The organism is Streptomyces sp. NPDC020422, from assembly GCF_044386705.1.
GTDB lineage: Bacteria > Actinomycetota > Actinomycetes > Streptomycetales > Streptomycetaceae > Streptomyces.
In genome coordinates this window covers 60,464-77,073 of record NZ_JBIRVJ010000011.1, presented here as the reverse complement: position 1 = coordinate 77,073, position 16,610 = coordinate 60,464, and the positions used below count along the sequence as shown (strand labels likewise).

Genomic DNA, 16,610 nt, shown 5'->3' with positions numbered 1-16,610 from the left:
CGTCCGCTTCGTCAGAGCAGCGCTCGATCGCGCAGCCGCGCCGAGCCGGTCGTCAGCCGTCGGTGAGGACCACCGCCGACTCCGCCGGCAGGCGCAGCAGTCCGTCCCGGCCGGGGGCCCGCGTCCTCTCCCAGGCGGCGAGCACCCGGTCGCGGCCGTTGGAGCCGAGGGGGATGTCCACCGGGGTCTTGCCCAGGTTCACCGCCACCCGGATGTCGCCGCGGCGGAAGACGAGCCAGCGGGCCTCCTCGTCGAAGGCCACCTTCACCCCGGCCAGGTCGGGGTCGGTGAGGTCCGGGAGGGTGCGGCGGAGGGCGATGAGTTCGCGGTGCCAGGCCAGGAGGCGCTTGTGCGGGTCGCGTTCGCGTTCCGTGCGGTCGAGGACCGAGCGGTCGCGGGTGGCCGGGTCCTGGGGGTCGGGGACGTCCTCCTCCGCCCAGCCGTGGGCCGCGAACTCGCGGCGCCGCCCCCGGCGTACGGCCTCGGCGAGTTCGGGGTCGGTGTGGTCGGTGAAGTACATCCAGGGCGTCTTCGCGCCCCACTCCTCGCCCATGAACAGCATCGGCACCGAGGGGCCGGTCAGGACCAGGGTCGCCGCGCAGGCGAGCAGGCCGGGGGAGAGGGTCGCGGAGAGGCGGTCGCCGGTCGCGCGGTTGCCGATCTGGTCGTGCGTCTGCGCGTAGCCGAGGAAGCGGTGCGCGGGGGTGCGCGCGCGGTCCACAGGGCGCCCGTGGTGCCGGCCCCGGAAGCTGGAATAGGTCCCGTCGTGGAAGAAGACCCGGGTGAGCGTCTTGGCGAGCGCGGCCATCGGGGCGCGCGCGAAGTCCGCGTAGTAGCCCTGCGACTCGCCGGTGAGGGCCGTGTGCAGGGCGTGGTGGAAGTCGTCGTTCCACTGGGCGTGGACGCCGAGCCCGCCCGCCGGGCGCGGGGTGGTGGTGCGCGGGTCGGCCGCGTCGGACTCGGCGATCAGGAAGTGCTGTCTGCCCTGCTCCCCGGCGAGCTCGTCGACGGCCGCCGACAGCTCCTCCAGGAACGTCAGCGCCCGGTCGTCGACGAGCGCGTGCACCGCGTCGAGGCGCAGGCCGTCGATCCGGTAGTCCCGCAGCCAGGCGAGCGCGCTGCCCAGGAAGTACGCCCGGACCTCGTCCGAGCCGGGCGCGTCCAGGTTCACCGCCGCGCCCCACGGGGTGTGGTGGGTGTCGGTGAAGTACGGGCCGAAGGCCGGCAGGTGGTTGCCGGACGGGCCGAGGTGGTTGTGGACGACGTCCAGGACCACGCCCAGGCCCAGACCGTGGGCCGTGTCGACGAAGCGCTTGAGCGCCTCGGGCCCGCCGTACGGCTCGTGCACCGCCCACGGCGCCACCCCGTCGTACCCCCAGCCGCGCACCCCCGGGAACGGGCAGAGCGGCATCAGCTCCACATGGGTGACGCCGAGCCCGGCGAGCTCCCCGAGCCGCTCCGCCGCCGCGTCCAGGGTGCCCTCGGGCGTGAAGGTGCCGATGTGCAGCTCGTACAGGACGCCGCTGCGCATCCGCAGCCGGGGGGCGGCGTTGCGCCAGGTGTACGCGGAGTGGTCGACGACCGCGGCGAGGCCGTCCGGGCCGTCGGGCAGCCGCCGGGCCCGGGGGTCGGGCAGGACGGGCCCGCCGTCGAGGGAGAAGCCGTAGCGGTCGCCGTCCTCGGCGGCGACGACGCCGGTCCACCAGCCGGGGCGCTCGGCGTCCCGCTCCAGCGGGTGCCCGCTGCCGTCCAGTTCCAGCGTCACCCGGTCACGGGCGTGCGGCGCCCACACCTCGAACAGCACGCGACGGTCCCCTCGTCGACGACGTACAGCTACGGGACCATCCTGGCAGTCACGCGCCCCGCGTGCCCGGCGCGTCCCAGACGAAGTTGATCGCCCGCTCGAAGTTCACGTACCCCGCTCGGGCGAAGGACCCGGCCATGGGGACGTTGCCGACGTCGGTGGCGGCCCGGATGTTCGGCACGCCCTCGGCGGCGAGGACCCGGGTGCCCTCGGCGAGGACGTCGTCGATGTAGCCGTTCCCGCGGTGGGCGGGCAGGACGCCGAGGTACGCGATGATCGGGTGGTAGTTGTTGCGGGCGGGGACGACGAAGCCGACGGGCTCCCCGGTCTCCGGCAGCTCCGCGATCCGCCACCACGCGCGGGGCGACACGTAGTGCGCCAACTCCTCGTCGTAGTGCAGCTCGGCCGCCTCGCGCGCGGAGAGCCCGGACGCCAGGTCCGCCTGCCCGTGCGCGTCGAGGGTGCCCTCCATGACCGGGGTCATCAGCGCCACCAGGTCCTCGCGGTCCCGGACCGGCCGGAAGACCAGCCGTCCGTTCGGCTCGGGCACGGGCGACCCCGCCCGCCACTCCAGACGCAGCCGCTCCACCAGCGGGCGGGCACCCGAGGCCGTGAGCACCCCGAAGAGGGTCTCCAGACGGGCCCGGGTCTCCGGGACCTCGCGCCAGTCCGACGGCATGAACCGGCCGAACTCGGGGCGGGCCGCGCCCGCCGGGACGACGGCGGCACTCGCCGTCTCCAACAGGCGCAGGCCGATCCCGGCCGCCTCGTCCGCGTCGAGTGCGGGGTCCAGGTCGAAGAAGTCGAGCGCCTGCGGATCGGCGCCGGCCCGACCGGCCCACCAGGAGATCCGGCCGAGCAGCCGGTCGCCGCGCAGCGCCACCCACATCCAGTCGGGGCGGCGGCGGCCGGTGGCGAGATCGTCGGCGAGCTCGTGGTCGAGCACGTAGTCGAGGCGCTGGAAGAGATCGAGCTCGTCGGGTCCGGCGAGTGGTCGAACGACAACGGTCATGTACGGGTGTCCCCCTGGTAGTCGAGTCGGCAGACCGTATCAACGCAGGTGGGCGGGGCGCCTGCGGGATATCGGGGCCCTTCTGGACACCCCGGGTCCGTCCATCCGACAATCACGGTGTGACGACACCCTTCGAGCTCCCGGCCAATCCGCCGGACGCGCCTCGGCTCACCGACGCCGAGCGCGACCGCGCGCTCGCGGTGCTGCGTGAGGGAGCCGCCCAGGGCCGTCTGTCGCACGACACCTTCCTCTTCCGCATGGAGCGGGCGCTCGCCGCCCGGCGGTCCGACGAACTCGCCCTGCTCACGGCCGACCTCACGACCGAGTCGCCGTGGACCCGGCGGGTCGTGGGCGCGGTCGAGAGGATGTCCGCGTTCACCGTCAGCATCCGCCGCGCCTGGCGGGCCGAGCGGCTGCCCAAGCTGCTCCTGCCGGTGCCGGGGCCGCATCCGCTGCGGATCGGGCGCGACCCGGTGAACGGGCTGCGGCTCAGCCACGAGACGGTCTCCCGTCTGCACGCCGAGCTCTCCCTGCAGGGCGGGCTGTGGGTGCTGCGGGACCTCGGGTCCACCAACGGCACGACGGTCAACGGGCGCCGGGTCACCGGCGCGGTCGTGGTGCGGGCCGGCGACATGGTGGGCTTCGGCCAGATGAGCTTCCGACTCTCGCTGAACTGACGCGTCGACACCTCCACGAACCACCCGAACGGCGGTATACCTGCTGCGACCGGGTCTGCCCGGTGATGGGCTGGGGAGACGCGCGCCGCTGACCGACGAGGGGGCGAGATGAGCGACGAGCCGAACCATCCGCGCACACCGTGGCGGGACCACTGGGCCGCCCTGCCCGCGATGGCACCCGCCGGGGCCGTCACCCGGACACCGGACCGCACGGTCCGCCGGATCGCGCCCAGCCCGCTGGAGCCGGGCGCCACCCGCGACCCGTACCGCACCTACCGGGTGCTGCGGGAGGAGTTCCCGCTCACCCGGGACCCGCTGCTGGGGGCCTGGGTGCTCAGCCGGTACGCCGACGTGGCGAGCGCCCTCACCGACGCCCGCTTCACGCACGGGCACCGGCCCGGCGACCCGCCCTGCGCCCAGACCCACACGGACGTCGACGAGGCCGAGCTGCGGGCCGTCGCCGAACGCACCGCGTTCGTCCTCGCCCACCGGATCGCCGACCGCCCGCAGGCCGACCTCGTCGCCGACTTCTGCCACTGGCTGCCCGCCGGCACCGTGGCCGCCGCCGTCGGCGTGCCCTACCGGGACATGATGCGACTGGTCCGCGGCCGGGCCGCGTCCGCGCTCGCCGGCCAGTGCACGGGCCAGATCGCGGTGCGGGAGAAGGCCCTGGCCGGCTTCCTCGCCGCCGTCCTCACCGACCCCGACCAGGTCGCGGCCCTCCGCGACGCCCCCGCGGGCCTGGTCGCCCGCGCCTGGACCGAGTCGCTGCGCCGCGACCCGCCGGTCCAGATCGTCATGCGCCGCACCCGCGGCGAGGTGCGCACCAGCGCGGGCGTCCTGCCCGCCGGGGCCCAGGTCGCCCTGCTGATCGGCGCGGCGGGCCGCGACCCGGACCGCTTCCGCGAACCGGACCGCTTCGACCCGCTCCGCGCCGACCCGGGCCAGCTGACCTACGGCACGGGCCTGTGCCCCGCCGTCGAACTCGCGGCCCTGGAGGCCGAGTACGCCCTGCGCGCCCTGTTCCAGGCCATGCCCCGCCTCCGCCTGGCGGACGGCTTCCGCCCCGAGTGGACGGGCGTCATCACGAGAGCGCCGAGGAGCCTGCTGGTGCGCCCGGCGGGGTAGCGCGACGCGGGCGGGGCCGGTGGGGGTGGGGCCGGGCGCGGTGGGGCGGGGCGCGGTGGCGAGCAGGCCCTGTCCGGCCGACCGGGGCCCCGGGTGAGCGCCCCCTACGCGGCGAGCGCCGGTCCCACCCGGTGAGCGCCCTTACGCGGCGAGCGGCAGCCCTACGCGGCGAGCGCCGGCCCCCACCCGCCGAGCGCCCCCTACGCGCCCACCACCGCCGCCTCCCTCGCCCGGTCCGACCGCCACACCGAGGCGAGCAGCAGTACGCCCGGCAGGATGCCCGCGACCGTCGCGATGACGGCGGGGGACGCGGTCGCGGCCGCGAGGGCGAGGCCGGCCGCGCCGCAGGCGGTGAGGGCCGCGCCCAGGGCGTGCAGCCGGGGCCTGCGCCAGGCGGCCGCGAGGCCGAAGAAGTGCACGCCCACCACGAAGGCGATCCACCCCACGGCGGCGTGCGGGGCGTGCAGCACCCGGCTGATCACCAGGAGTCCGGCCGCGAGCGCGACCACCTCGGCCGCCACCACCAGCCAGTAGCGCCGCCCGAAGCGGGAGACCGGCGCCTCGCCCGCCGGCGCCTCGCCCGCCGGCGCCGCCGTCGCGCGGCGGCGGCCGAAGACGACCAGGGCGACGAACGCTGCCACGGCGAGACCGCGCAACGGGGCGGCGAACCGCGTCGGCAGGGCGCCCGCGTTCGCCTGCACGAAGAAGAGCCCGAAGGAGGCGCCGATGAGCCGGCCGGTCTGATCCTTTGTCATGATCAACAGTCTGTCATCGCGCCTCCGGCCCCCTCACTCCGCCCGGACCAGCAGCCCCACCGGCCGCTCCTCGAAGAGCTCCGCCAGTTTCACCGGGGTCTCCGTGCCGCCCGTGAACTCCCGCATCCCGTCCAGGAGATCGAGCCAGCGGCCCTCCGGCAGGACGAGCGAGGTGTCCTGCCAGCCGCCCGACTCCGCGAGCCTCAGGGAGAGCCGGGTGACGGCGGTCAGGACGCGGTCCGTGCGGGTGAAGGCCAGGCAGTGCGGCGCGGCCGGGCCGGTCGCGGTCAGCGGGGTGTACGTGGAGGTGGCGCCGAAGAGCTCGGGGCGGCTGCGGCGCAGCCGGAGCGCGGCGCGGACCAGGGCGGTCTTGTCGTCGTCCGGGCCCGGTGCGAACGGCGCCCGGTTGTCCGGGTCGACCAGGGCGCGGTACTCCCGCTCCGTGTTCTGGTAGAGCTCCGGGACGCCCGGCATCGTCAGATGGACGAGCGTCGCCCCGAGGATCTGGGTGCGGATGTGCGGCTCCAGGGCGAAGGCCGCCGCCGAGGCGGTGCGCAGCGGGATGCGTCCGGGGCCCGCCGCCACGAAGTCGGCGACGGCCCGCTCGTACGTCTCGTCCGGCTCCGTCCAGCTGGTGTGCAGGCCCGCCTCCCGTACGGACTTGAGGACGGCGGGGCCCAGGCGGGCCGCGTCCGGGGTGCCGAAGCCGAAGGCGGTCTGCCAGGCCGTCCACGCCAGATGGGGCTCGGGCGCGGGCACCCCGGAGACCTCCTGCAGGAGTTCGGCCCAGCGCTGCGGGCACTGGGAGAGGACGGCGATCCCGGCCCGTACGTCGGCGCTGCGCTTGGTGTCGTGGGTGGTCAGGACCGTGCCCGTGCCCGGCCAGTCCCGGGCGATGCGCACGCAGTACGCGTGGAACTCGTCCGGCGGCACCGCGGGGCGGCCCGGGTCGCCGCCCACCTCGTTCGCCGAGAGGAGCGGGGTGTAGCGGTAGAAGGCCGTGTCCTCCACCGACTTGGCCCGCAGCGCCGACGAGGTCTGGGCGAACCGCGCGCGGAACGCGCGCTCGTCGGGTCCGTCGCCGCGCAGCCCGAGCGCCAGGTCCCGCACCACGTCCACCGCCGTCGCCTCCTCCGGCACCGCGAACGCGGCCTTCGCGCCGCGCGCCGCCTCCGGGGTGAGCACCTGCTCGCCGCCCGTGCGGTAGGTCCGGTACACCGGCACCCGGACGAGGAGTTCGCGCACCGCGGTGTGCAGCGCCCAGGGGGCGTGGTCGCGCAGGCCCGGGTCGGCGGAGCAGATCCGGTCGGCGAGTCGGGTCAGCGCGGCCGTCTCCGAGGCCAGTTCGTGCGTGACCACCTTGTACGCGGCGCGCCGCGCGGTCGCCTCCCAGTAGCCGCCCCGGTCGCCCGCCCGGCCCGCGAACTCGCGGTACACGTCGGCCAGTTCGTCGGCGCCCAGCGGGTCGGTGAAGAGGCCGTCCACGTACCGCAGCGCGTCATAGCCGGTGGTGCCCGCCACCGGCCAGGACGCGGGCAGCGGCTCGGGTCCGGTGAGGATCTTCTCCACCACCGTCCAGCAGCGTCCGCCCGTCGCCGCCTCCAGGCGCTCCAGATAGCCCTCGGGGTCGGCGAGCCCGTCCGGGTGGTCGATCCGCAGGCCCTCGACGACGCCGTCCGCGACCAGCTCAAGGACCTTCGCATGGGTGGCGGCGAAGACCTCCGGGTCCTCCACCCGGACCCCGATCAGGTCCGAGATGGTGAAGAAGCGGCGGTAGTTGAGGTCGGTGCGGGCCAGCCGCCACCAGGCGAGCCGGTACCACTGGGCGTCGAGCAGCTCGTCGAGCGGCAGCCCCTCGGTGCCCGCGCGGAGGGGGAACTCCTGGCCGTCCAGGACCAGGACGCCGTCCGCGACCGTCATCCGGTCGCGTACCTCCGGGAGCCGCGCGGGCAGCACCGGCAGCAGCATCCGCCCGTCGCCCGCCGCCCAGTCGATGTCGAACCAGCGGGCGTACGGCGAGTCCGGGCCGTCCCGGAGCACCGCCCGCAGCGCGTGGTTGTGCCGGGGCGAGGCCGCCATGTGGTTGGGCACCAGGTCGAGGACCAGGCCGAGGCCGTGCGCCCGCGCGGTCGCGGCGAGCGCCCGCAGGCCCGCCTCGCCGCCCAGCTCGGCCCGTACGGCGCGGTGGTCGGTCACGTCGTACCCGTGCGTCGAACCCGGCACGGCCTGAAGGACCGGCGAGAGGTGCAGATGCGAGACCCCGAGCTCGGCGAGGTACGGCACGGCCCGCTCGGCGGCGGCGAACGGGAACTCCGGCTGCAGCTGGAGCCGGTAGGTGGCGGTGGGCAGCGCCCGCTCGGTGAGGTGCCCGGGCCCGCCCGGCGAAGAGGACGTCATGCGAACGTACGTACCCGCCGCGGCGGCTTCTGTGTCATCGACGCATGCGCCCGTTCGAGTGCATCGCGTTACGTTCGCGTGATGCTCCGGATGTATCGCGACACGCTGTCCCTGCTCGGACCGGTCCTTCCGGTCGTCTCCTTCCTCGGCCGACTGCCGACCGCCATGTGTCAGCTCGGCAGCCTGCTCCTGGTCGCCGAGACCAGCGGCTCGCTGACCACCGCGGGCCTCGCGGGCGGGGCGCTCGCCGCCGGACAGACCCTCGCGGGCCCGGTGATCGGGCGGCTCGCCGACCGGCGCGGCCAGCGGCCCGTCGTGCTGGCCGCCGCCCTCGCCAACGCCGTCGCCGTCACGGCCCTGGTGCTCGCCGCCCTCGACCGGGCCGGCACCGGGGCGTTGGTGCTGCTAGGCGTCCTCGCCGGGGCGACCGTCCCGCAGATCGGCCCGCTCGCCAGGACCCGCTCGGTGAACCTGGCCCGCGCGGCCGGCGCCGACGACCGCGCGGTGGGCACCGTGCTCTCCTTCGAGGGCACCCTCGACGAGATCTCCTTCGTCCTCGGCCCCGCCCTGGTCGGCCTGGCCGCCACCCTCGCCCACCCGGCCGCCGCCCTGCTGACCGCCGCCGCGCTCCTCGCGAGCTGCGGCACCGCCTTCGCCCTGCACCCCACCGCCCGGGCGGCGGCCGTCTCCAAGGCCACCCGAACGAGTGCCGCCGAACGGACGCGGCTGCCCGCCGCCGGCTACGCCCTGCGGGCCACGATGGTCCTCCAGGGCGCCATGTTCGGTGCCTCCCAGGCCGGGATCACCGAGCTCACCGAACGGCTCGGCGCACCCGACCAGGCCGGTCTCGTCTACGCCGCCATGGGGGTGACGAGCGCCGCCGCCGGGTTCGCCACGGCCGCCGTGCCCGCCCGGATCGCCCTGACCACCCGCTGGCGCGCCGCCACAGCGGCCCTCGTGGTGCTCGCCGCGCCGCTGGTCCTCGTGGACACGCTCGGCGGGCTCTACGCGGGCGTCGTCGTCCTCGGGGTGGCCTACGCGCCGCACCTCATCACCGTCTTCGGCCTCACCGAGCGGATCGTGCCGCCCGCCCGGCTCGCCGAGTCCATGGCCTTCCTCACCAGCGGGATCGTCGGCGGCCAGGCCCTCGCGCTGGCCGTCTCGGGCCGCCTCGCCGAGACGCACGGCGCCCCGGCCGCCTTCGGAGTGGCGGCCGGGGCGGCCGTGGCCTGCGCCGTCCTGTCGTGGACGGTCCGGGTCCGTACGAGGGAGGTCAGGCCGGCCTTCGCAGCACCGTCAGCGTGAGCGGGGCGAGCGTCACCCGCTCGCCGGCCGTCACCATCGGGCCCACGTCGGGCGGCATCCCCTCCGGGTGGGAGGTGTCCACGACGACCTTCCAGGACTCGCCGTGGCTGTCCGGGACCTCGAACTCCAGCTCCTGCGACGAGGCGTTGAACATCAGCAGGAAGGAGTCGTCGGAGATCCGCTCGCCCTGCGGACCGGGCTCGGAGATCGCGTTGCCGTTGAGGAAGACGGTCAGCGCCTGGGCGTTGCCCGCCTGCCAGTCCCGGGCGGTCATCTCCTCGCCCTCCGGGGTGAACCAGGCGATGTCGGTGAGCTCGTCGTGGGTGCCCTCGACCGGACGTCCGTGGAAGAAGCGCCGGCGCCGGAAGACCGGGTGGTCCCGGCGCAGCTTCACCATCGCCCGGGTGAACTCCAGGAGGGTGGACTCCGGTTCGCCGCCCGGCTTCGGCCAGCGCACCCAGGAGACCTCGTTGTCCTGGCAGTAGGCGTTGTTGTTGCCGCCCTGGGTCCGCCCGAACTCGTCGCCGTGGCTGAGCATCGGCACGCCCTGCGAGAGCATCAGCGTCGCCAGGAAGTTGCGGGTCTGGCGGGCCCTCAGCTCGCCGATGCCGATGTCGTCGGTGTCGCCCTCGGCGCCGCAGTTCCAGGAGCGGTTGTGGCTCTCGCCGTCCTGGTTGTCCTCGCCGTTCGCCTCGTTGTGCTTGTCGTTGTACGACACCAGGTCGCGCAGGGTGAAGCCGTCGTGGCAGGTCACGAAGTTCACCGAGGCCAGCGGGCGCCGCCCGTCGTCCTGGTAGAGGTCGGAGGAGCCGGTCAGGCGCGAGGCGAACTCGGCCAGCGTGCGCGGCTCGCCGCGCCACAGGTCGCGCACGCAGTCGCGGTACTTGCCGTTCCACTCGGCCCACTGCGGCGGGAAGTTGCCCACCTGGTAGCCGCCCTCGCCCAGGTCCCAGGGCTCGGCGATCAGCTTCACCTGGCTGACCACCGGGTCCTGCTGCACCAGGTCGAAGAAGGACGAGAGCCGGTCCACCTCGTGGAACTGGCGGGCCAGGGTCGCCGCCAGGTCGAAGCGGAAGCCGTCGACGTGCATCTCCGTCACCCAGTACCGCAGGCTGTCCATGATCAGCTGCAGTACGTGCGGGGACCGCATGAGCAGCGAGTTCCCGGTGCCGGTGGTGTCCGTGTAGTAGCGGGGGTCGTTGGCGAGCCGGTAGTACGAGGGGTTGTCCAGGCCCCGGAAGGACAGCGTCGGACCCAGGTGGTTGCCCTCGGCGGTGTGGTTGTAGACCACGTCGAGGATCACCTCGATGCCGGCCTGGTGCAGTGCCCGCACCGCCGACTTGAACTCCAGGACCTGCTGCCCCCGGTCGCCCCAGGAGGCGTAGGCGTTGTGCGGGGCGAAGAAGCCGATCGTGTTGTAGCCCCAGTAGTTCGACAGTCCCGCGTCCACCAGCCGGTGGTCGTTGACGAACTGGTGGACCGGCATCAACTCCAGCGCCGTGACGCCCAGTTCCTTCAGATGGCCGATGACCGACGGGTGCGCGAGACCCGCGTAGGTGCCGCGCAGCTCCTCGGGCAGGTCCGGGTGGAGCATCGTCAGGCCCTTCACATGGGCCTCGTAGATCACCGTGTGGTGGTACTCGGTGCGCGGGCGCCGGTCGTCGCCCCAGTCGAAGTAGGGGTTCACCACGACCGAGGTCATGGTGTCCGGCGCCGAGTCGAGGTCGTTGCGCGAGTCCGGCCGCCCGAAGTGGTAGCCGTAGACCGACTCGCCCCAGTTCACCGTGCCCGACACCGCACGCGCGTAGGGGTCGAGCAGCAGCTTCGCCGCGTTGCAGCGCAGTCCGCGCTCCGGGGCGTACGGGCCGTGGACCCGGAAGCCGTAGCGCTGACCGGGCATCACGCCCGGCAGATAGGCGTGCCGCACGAACGCGTCGGTCTCGCGCAGCTCCACCGCCGTCTCCGAGCCGTCGTCATGGAGCAGACACAGCTCGATCCTGTGTGCGGTTTCCGAGAAGACCGCGAAATTGGTTCCCGCGCCGTCGTAGGTGGCGCCCAAGGGATACGCCTGACCCGGCCAGACCTGCATAGACCCACTCTTCCACTTCTGCTCCGGGTGCAAGGGCTGTACTCCGGCCAGATCCTGCCCGAAACAGGCGCAACCTCCTAGGACTTCGACCCGTCCTACCGGGTGACCGCAGAGAAATCGGGGAAATCCTGCTTCAAGGGGGGAAGTGTGTACGAAATAGTGCGCCGTCACCTGGGCAAGGTGGTGGCGGGTACGGCCATGGCGGTGACGGGGACCGCCGTCGCCGTCGCCGTGGCCCTGCCGGGCAGCGCGGGCGCCGACGAGGCCCCCGGCCGCGCCGCGGCCCAGGGCGGGCAGCGGGCGGACGGGGCCGGGCCGCAGGGCGGCGGATCGGCGGCGGGGGAGGACGGCCCCGCGCCGGGGCCGGCGGCGCTCGCCTCGGCGCCGCCCGAGGGGGAGAAGGGGATCGGCACCGACCCGCTCACCGACGACGAGCTGAAGCGGGCCGAGGCCCTTGCGCTGGCCCCGCAGGGCCCGGCGCAGCGGAACGCCCAGAGGGACGTGCGGGGCGGCCGCGGCCCCCAGCACCTGGCCACCGAGCTGGCCGACCCCCAGCCGGGCGAGCAGTCCGACGGGCCGCGCCGCGCCGAGGTCCGCTTCTACGACTACGGGCGCGACGAGCTCATCACCCGTACGGTCAACCTCGCCACGGGGAAGGTCGAGCAGTCCGGCACCCAGCGCGGGGTGCAGCCCTCGGCCAACCCCGAGGAGCTGCGCGAGGCCCTGCGGCTGATCCTGGCGAGCCCGCTGGGCAAGGGCGTCAGGGAGGACTACAAGGACGCCACGGGCAAGGAGCTCACCTCGCCCGAGCAGCTCTGGTTCAACGGCGACGTCTACCGCACCTACCGCGAGGCGAACGTGCCCGCACAGCTCGCCGGGTGCGGCGAGCACCGGTGCGTCCGGCTCGTCACCAAGGTCCTCAACGGCGCCTGGATCGACACCCGCAACCTGATCGTCGACCTCAGCGCCAGGACCGTCACCCGCGTCGGCTGACCCCGACCGGCACCACCCCGCGTCGGCCGACCACCGACCGGGAACCACCGCACACCCGTACCGAGGGAGTACGCACCCATGTCCGTACCGCGACTTCGGCGTGCCCGCAGGCGAGGCGCCGTCCTCGCCGCCGGCGCCCTGCTCGGCACCGCCGTCGCCACCACGACGGCCGCCACGCCCGTGAGCGCCGCACCCGCGCCGCCGCGCCCCGACTGCTCCGCCGCCTACCGCATCGAACAGAAGCTCGACGGCGGCACCGTCTGGCGCATGTGCTGGCGCTACGACACCGACTCCGGGCTCGTCCTGGACAAGGTCACCTACCAGCCGCCCGGCGAGCCCGCCCCGATCCGGGTGCTCAACAGCGCCAAGCTGGCCCAGATCCACGTCCCGTACGACGACGGCAACGCCGAGTACGACGACCTCACCGGCGCCGGCTTCGGCTGGGGCCTGCAGAACCTCAAGCCCGGCGAGTGCCCGGGCGGCACCATCACCTCGGTGAAGGTGCCCGAGGTCGGCAAGGTCAACGGCCTGTGCACCACCACCCGGGCCCGCGGCCACGCCTACCGGATGGCCGCCGACGAGGGCGGCAAGGTGTGGCAGGCCCAGGGCAAGGACCTGCTGGTCTACACGGTGAACAAGGTCGGCTGGTACGAGTACATCACCGAGTGGCGCTTCTCCTCCGACGGCACCATAGGCGCCAACGTGGGCGCCACCGGCAGCCTCTCGCCGGTCGACTACAACGCCACCGACGGCCGCGGCTGGCCCATCGGCAAGGGTGCCCGGGACTACGCCACCAGCCACGCCCACAACGTCTTCTGGAAGCTGGACTTCGGCCTGGACGGCAGCTCCAAGGGCCGGATCGAGCAGTACGACTCCAAGGTCACCGCGCCCGTCCGGGGCGGCGGCCCGACCGTGAAGACCACCCGCACCCCCGTCACCAAGGAGCTCGCCGGGGACGCGAAGAACATGCGCTGGTGGCGGGTGGTGAGCGCGACCGGCAAGAACAAGGACGGCCACGCCCGCTCGTACGAGATCGTGCCGGGGCACACCAACACCTACTCCGGCCGCCCCTTCACGAAGCACGACGTCTACTTCACCCAGGCCCGGGCCTGCGAGCAGTTCGCCAGCAACAACATCCTGAACTGCGGCCGCAACGCCCCGGACAGCGTGGACAAATGGGTCAACGGCGAGACCCTGACCAACCCGGCCGTGTGGGTCAACATCGGGTTCCACCACATCGCCCGGGACGAGGACCAGCAGCCGATGCCCGTCCACTGGCAGGGGTTCCAGCTCGCACCCCGGGACGTAACCGCTATGAATCCGCTCACTCCGGCAGATCTCGCCGGCCGGAACGGGGCGCCGGTTCAGGGCAGTTGAGCAACGGGCCGGTCGATCCTGCTGCATCGCCTCCCGCTCCCGGAGTACCCTTCCTTGATCGTTGGGTGTCAGGGGAACAGAAGGCGGTGCGCGGGTGAGCTCGGGAGGGCTGGAGCTGCCCCCAGGGGACGCGGGCCACGAATCGGAACCTGCGGACCCCGTGGAGGTACCGCCCGGCGCGGTCTCCGTCGCCCGCCCGGTCGAGATCGGAGCCGAGCTGGACTGGGGCGCCGAGGCGTGGAGCGAGGTGCGCACCCGGGCCCAGCGGGCCGGTCGCGCCTACATCTGGCTCAACCTCGTCGAGCAGCGGCTGCGGGCCGTCGTCGCGGCGGTGCTGCGGCCGGTCTACGAGCCGGTGCACGGCGAGGAGTGGGTGGTGGCCGCGGCCGGGCCGGCCGGCCAGGAGTGGGTCCAGCGTGCCGTGGCCGTCCGTGAGGTCTCGCGGCGCAAGGGCTATCTGCTCGACCCGGCCGACGACAACGTGCTCAGCTTCCTCACCCTCCCGCAGCTGCGGGAGCTGATGGTGCAGCACTGGCCCTGCTTCGAGCCCTACTTCGACGACCGGCGCGAGGTCGAACTGGCCCTGGACGAGCTGGAGGTGACGCGCAACGTCGTCTCCCGCAACCGGGCCCTGTCGCTGACCGTGCTCGCCCAGTCGGAGCGTGCCTCCGCCCGGCTCCTGGAGATCCTCGGGAGCGGGGCGGGGGTGCCCTCGGCCGACCGGCTGCCGGTCGACGCCGTCGAGGACCTGGTGGGCGACCGCTACGCCGACGTGGTCTCGGTCCATCCCGACCGGGTCCGGCTCCAGCGGCAGCTGCCGGCCGAGGACCTGTTCGGCGGGGCCCGCCGGCTCGACGCGACCGGCATAGGCCTGAACCTGCTGGTGCAGAACTTCTCCGGGCGCCGGATGATCCGGCTCGCCGAGTCCGGCTGCCGGATCCGCCTGCTCTTCCTCAATCCGGCCAGCAGCGCGGTCAAACGGCGCGAGCGGGAACTGGGACTGAAGAAGGGCGAGCTGAGCCGCTCGGTGGAGATGAACATCCTGCACATGCGGCGGGTGCGCTCCAAGCTGCGCGACCCGGGCGCCTTCCAGATCCACGTCTTCGACGAGACCCCGCGCTTCACCGCCTACCTGGTCGACGGTGACGGCCCGGACGGGGTGGCCGTCGTCCAGTCCTACCTCCGCAAGGCGCGCGGCATGGAAGCGCCGGTCCTGGTGCTGCGCGGCGGCGGGCGGAACGTGCTGCGCGCGGGGCAGGGCCCCGACCGTGACGGAGAACACGGACTTTTCCCGACATACCGTGAGGAATTCGAGTCCGTGTGGCTGGATTCCCGCCCCGTTTCCTGACGCCGGCGGCCCTCGGCGGGCCGCTTCCCGACGGCCCCGGGCGGGATTGTCAGTGGCGCGTGCGAGGGTGTGCATCACCACGGGGGAGATCACGTAAGGAGGACCCGATGGCTTGGCATGCGGAACCGCTGGTCGGCTTCGACCTGGAGACGACCGGCACCGAACCGCTGGAGGCGCGGATCGTCACCGCCTCGATCGTCGGCGTCCACGGCGGCCGGGTGGTCCGCCGGCACGACTGGCTCGCCGACCCGGGCATCCGCATCCCGGAGCAGGCCTCCGCGATCCACGGCATCAGCAGCGAGCGCGCGGCGGCCGAGGGCCGGCCGGTGCGCGAGGTCGCCGACGAGATCGCCACCACGCTGACGGGGTACTGGAACGAGGGCGTCCCGGTCGTCGCGTACAACGCCTCGTTCGACCTGACCCTGCTCTCCGCCGAGTTGCGGCGGCACGGCCTGCCCTCGCTGAGCGAGCGGCTCGGCGGCGCCTCGATAGGCCCGGTCATCGACCCGTACACCATCGACCGCGCCGTCGACCGCTACCGCCGCGGCAAGCGCACCCTCGAAGCGGTCTGCGCGGAGTACGGGGTGGTCCTCACCGGCGCCCACCAGGCGGCCGCCGACGCGCTGGCCGCGGTCGAGGTGGCCGTCGCGATAGCCGAGCGGCACGCCTCGGTCGCCGCCCTCGGCCCGGCCGAGCTGCACGAGCGGCAGATCGGCTGGTACCGCGAGTGGGCCGAGGACTTCCAGTCCTTCCTGCGCCGCAAGGGCAGCGCTGACGCGGTCGTCGACCCCGTCTGGCCGCTGCGCACCCCGGCGCCGGTGGCGGGCCGGACGCAGGGGGCGTCTCGCCCCTAGCTGTTGTCCTTGAGGAAGGAGAGCAGCAGCTCGTTGACCTTCGCCGGCTGGTCCAGCTGGAGCCAGTGGCCCGCGTCCTCCACCCGCTCGTAGCGCCAGGACCCGGCGACGTGCTCGGCCGTGCCCGCCATCTGCCGCTCGGTGAGGAAGCGGTCGCCGGTGGACCACACGCCCATCACCGGGACCTGCTCCGGCAGCGGCGGCAGCGGCAGCGCGGGGGCGAACTGCACCTCGGCCGGGACGCCAGCACGGTAGATGTTCAACGCGGCCGTCAGCGCCCCCGGTGCCCGCAGCGGCTCCAAGACGGCCTCCGCGTCCGGGTGTTCGCCGAGCATCTCGCGGAGGTTGGCGAAGTCGTCGTGGGACAGCCAGTTCTCGGCCAGCTCCGGCAGCTGGAAGAGCAGCATGTACCAGGAGCGCATCCTCTGCTCCCAGCCCGCGCCCCGGATCGCCGCGAAGTGCCCGACGGACAGGATGGCGAGGCTCCGCACCCGGTCCGGCACCGCCTGGGCGAGGCCCTGGACGATGCCCGACCCCCAGTCGTGGCCGACCAGATGGGCCCGGTCGGTCCCCAGACGGTCCAGCAGCTCCACCAGGTTCGCCGCCGAGGCCGCCGGGGAGTACGCCTCCGGGCCGCCCTCGGGCCGGTCCGAGGTGCCGAAGCCGCGCAGGGTCGGCGCGATCGTCCGGTACCCGGCCGCGTTCAGGGCCGGCACCTGATGCCGCCACAGATGGTGGGAGTCCGGGAAGCCGTGCACCAGCAGCACGGCCGGTCCCTCGCCGCTCACCTCGACGTCCAGCGTGACGTCCGACAGCTCCATCCGCATCACAACACCCCGTTCGTTACCGGTCGGTTCGACAGGCGCTCATG

At 73.9% G+C, this 16,610-nt stretch carries 13 protein-coding genes; 7 read left to right on the top strand and 6 right to left on the bottom strand.

Features of this window, described 5'->3' with window-relative positions:
• Positions 1–52 precede the first annotated feature (52 nt).
• On the bottom strand, positions 53–1,804 hold the full coding sequence (treZ, locus tag ACH414_RS28120; protein WP_398943841.1) for a malto-oligosyltrehalose trehalohydrolase: 1,752 nt from the start codon (positions 1,802–1,804) through the stop codon (positions 53–55).
• A 49-nt stretch (positions 1,805–1,853) separates the two neighbouring features.
• Positions 1,854–2,816, bottom strand: coding sequence for a GNAT family N-acetyltransferase (locus tag ACH414_RS28115; RefSeq protein ID WP_382545826.1), 963 nt, complete (start codon positions 2,814–2,816; stop codon positions 1,854–1,856).
• Between the two features lie 119 nt (positions 2,817–2,935).
• On the opposite strand from ACH414_RS28115, the gene ACH414_RS28110 reads away from it, so the two are divergent.
• Positions 2,936–3,493, top strand: coding sequence for an FHA domain-containing protein (locus ACH414_RS28110; RefSeq protein WP_382545828.1), 558 nt, complete (start codon positions 2,936–2,938; stop codon positions 3,491–3,493).
• Positions 3,494–3,601: 108 nt separating this feature from the next.
• The gene (locus tag ACH414_RS28105) at positions 3,602–4,621 is read left to right on the top strand and encodes a cytochrome P450 (protein ID WP_398943839.1); all 1,020 of its coding nucleotides are present in this window, start codon (positions 3,602–3,604) and stop codon (positions 4,619–4,621) included.
• Between the two features lie 200 nt (positions 4,622–4,821).
• Here the strand turns inward: ACH414_RS28105 and ACH414_RS28100 are convergent, their stop codons facing one another.
• Entirely contained in the window at positions 4,822–5,376 is a 555-nt protein-coding gene (locus ACH414_RS28100; RefSeq protein ID WP_391770057.1) for a hypothetical protein, read from the bottom strand.
• A 33-nt stretch (positions 5,377–5,409) separates the two neighbouring features.
• Positions 5,410–7,773 (bottom strand): malto-oligosyltrehalose synthase, encoded by a 2,364-nt coding sequence (gene treY / locus ACH414_RS28095; protein WP_382545836.1) that lies wholly within the window; start codon positions 7,771–7,773, stop codon positions 5,410–5,412.
• A 90-nt stretch (positions 7,774–7,863) separates the two neighbouring features.
• On the opposite strand from treY, the gene ACH414_RS28090 reads away from it, so the two are divergent.
• A complete protein-coding gene (locus tag ACH414_RS28090; RefSeq protein ID WP_386567480.1) occupies positions 7,864–9,078 on the top strand; it encodes an MFS transporter in 1,215 nt (404 codons plus the stop codon).
• Here ACH414_RS28090 and glgX read toward each other — a convergent pair.
• Entirely contained in the window at positions 9,047–11,167 is a 2,121-nt protein-coding gene (gene glgX, locus ACH414_RS28085; RefSeq protein WP_382545839.1) for a glycogen debranching protein GlgX, read from the bottom strand. The two genes, ACH414_RS28090 and glgX, sit on opposite strands and share 32 nt — an antisense overlap.
• A gap of 147 nt (positions 11,168–11,314) precedes the next feature.
• Between glgX and ACH414_RS28080 the strand changes: the two genes are divergently transcribed.
• From ACH414_RS28080 to ACH414_RS28065, 4 genes are all read left to right on the top strand, one after another.
• Entirely contained in the window at positions 11,315–12,160 is an 846-nt protein-coding gene (locus ACH414_RS28080; RefSeq protein ID WP_382545842.1) for a Tat pathway signal sequence domain protein, read from the top strand.
• Positions 12,161–12,238: 78 nt separating this feature from the next.
• The gene (locus ACH414_RS28075) at positions 12,239–13,537 is read left to right on the top strand and encodes a copper amine oxidase (protein ID WP_382545845.1); all 1,299 of its coding nucleotides are present in this window, start codon (positions 12,239–12,241) and stop codon (positions 13,535–13,537) included.
• Positions 13,538–13,631: 94 nt separating this feature from the next.
• Entirely contained in the window at positions 13,632–14,885 is a 1,254-nt protein-coding gene (locus tag ACH414_RS28070; RefSeq protein WP_382545848.1) for an SAV2148 family HEPN domain-containing protein, read from the top strand.
• Between the two features lie 107 nt (positions 14,886–14,992).
• Positions 14,993–15,739, top strand: a complete 747-nt coding sequence (locus ACH414_RS28065; RefSeq protein WP_382545851.1) for a 3'-5' exonuclease — start codon at positions 14,993–14,995, stop codon at positions 15,737–15,739.
• Here ACH414_RS28065 and ACH414_RS28060 read toward each other — a convergent pair.
• Positions 15,736–16,566 (bottom strand): alpha/beta fold hydrolase, encoded by an 831-nt coding sequence (locus ACH414_RS28060; protein ID WP_382545853.1) that lies wholly within the window; start codon positions 16,564–16,566, stop codon positions 15,736–15,738. The two genes, ACH414_RS28065 and ACH414_RS28060, sit on opposite strands and share 4 nt — an antisense overlap.
• Positions 16,567–16,610: the final 44 nt, after the last annotated feature.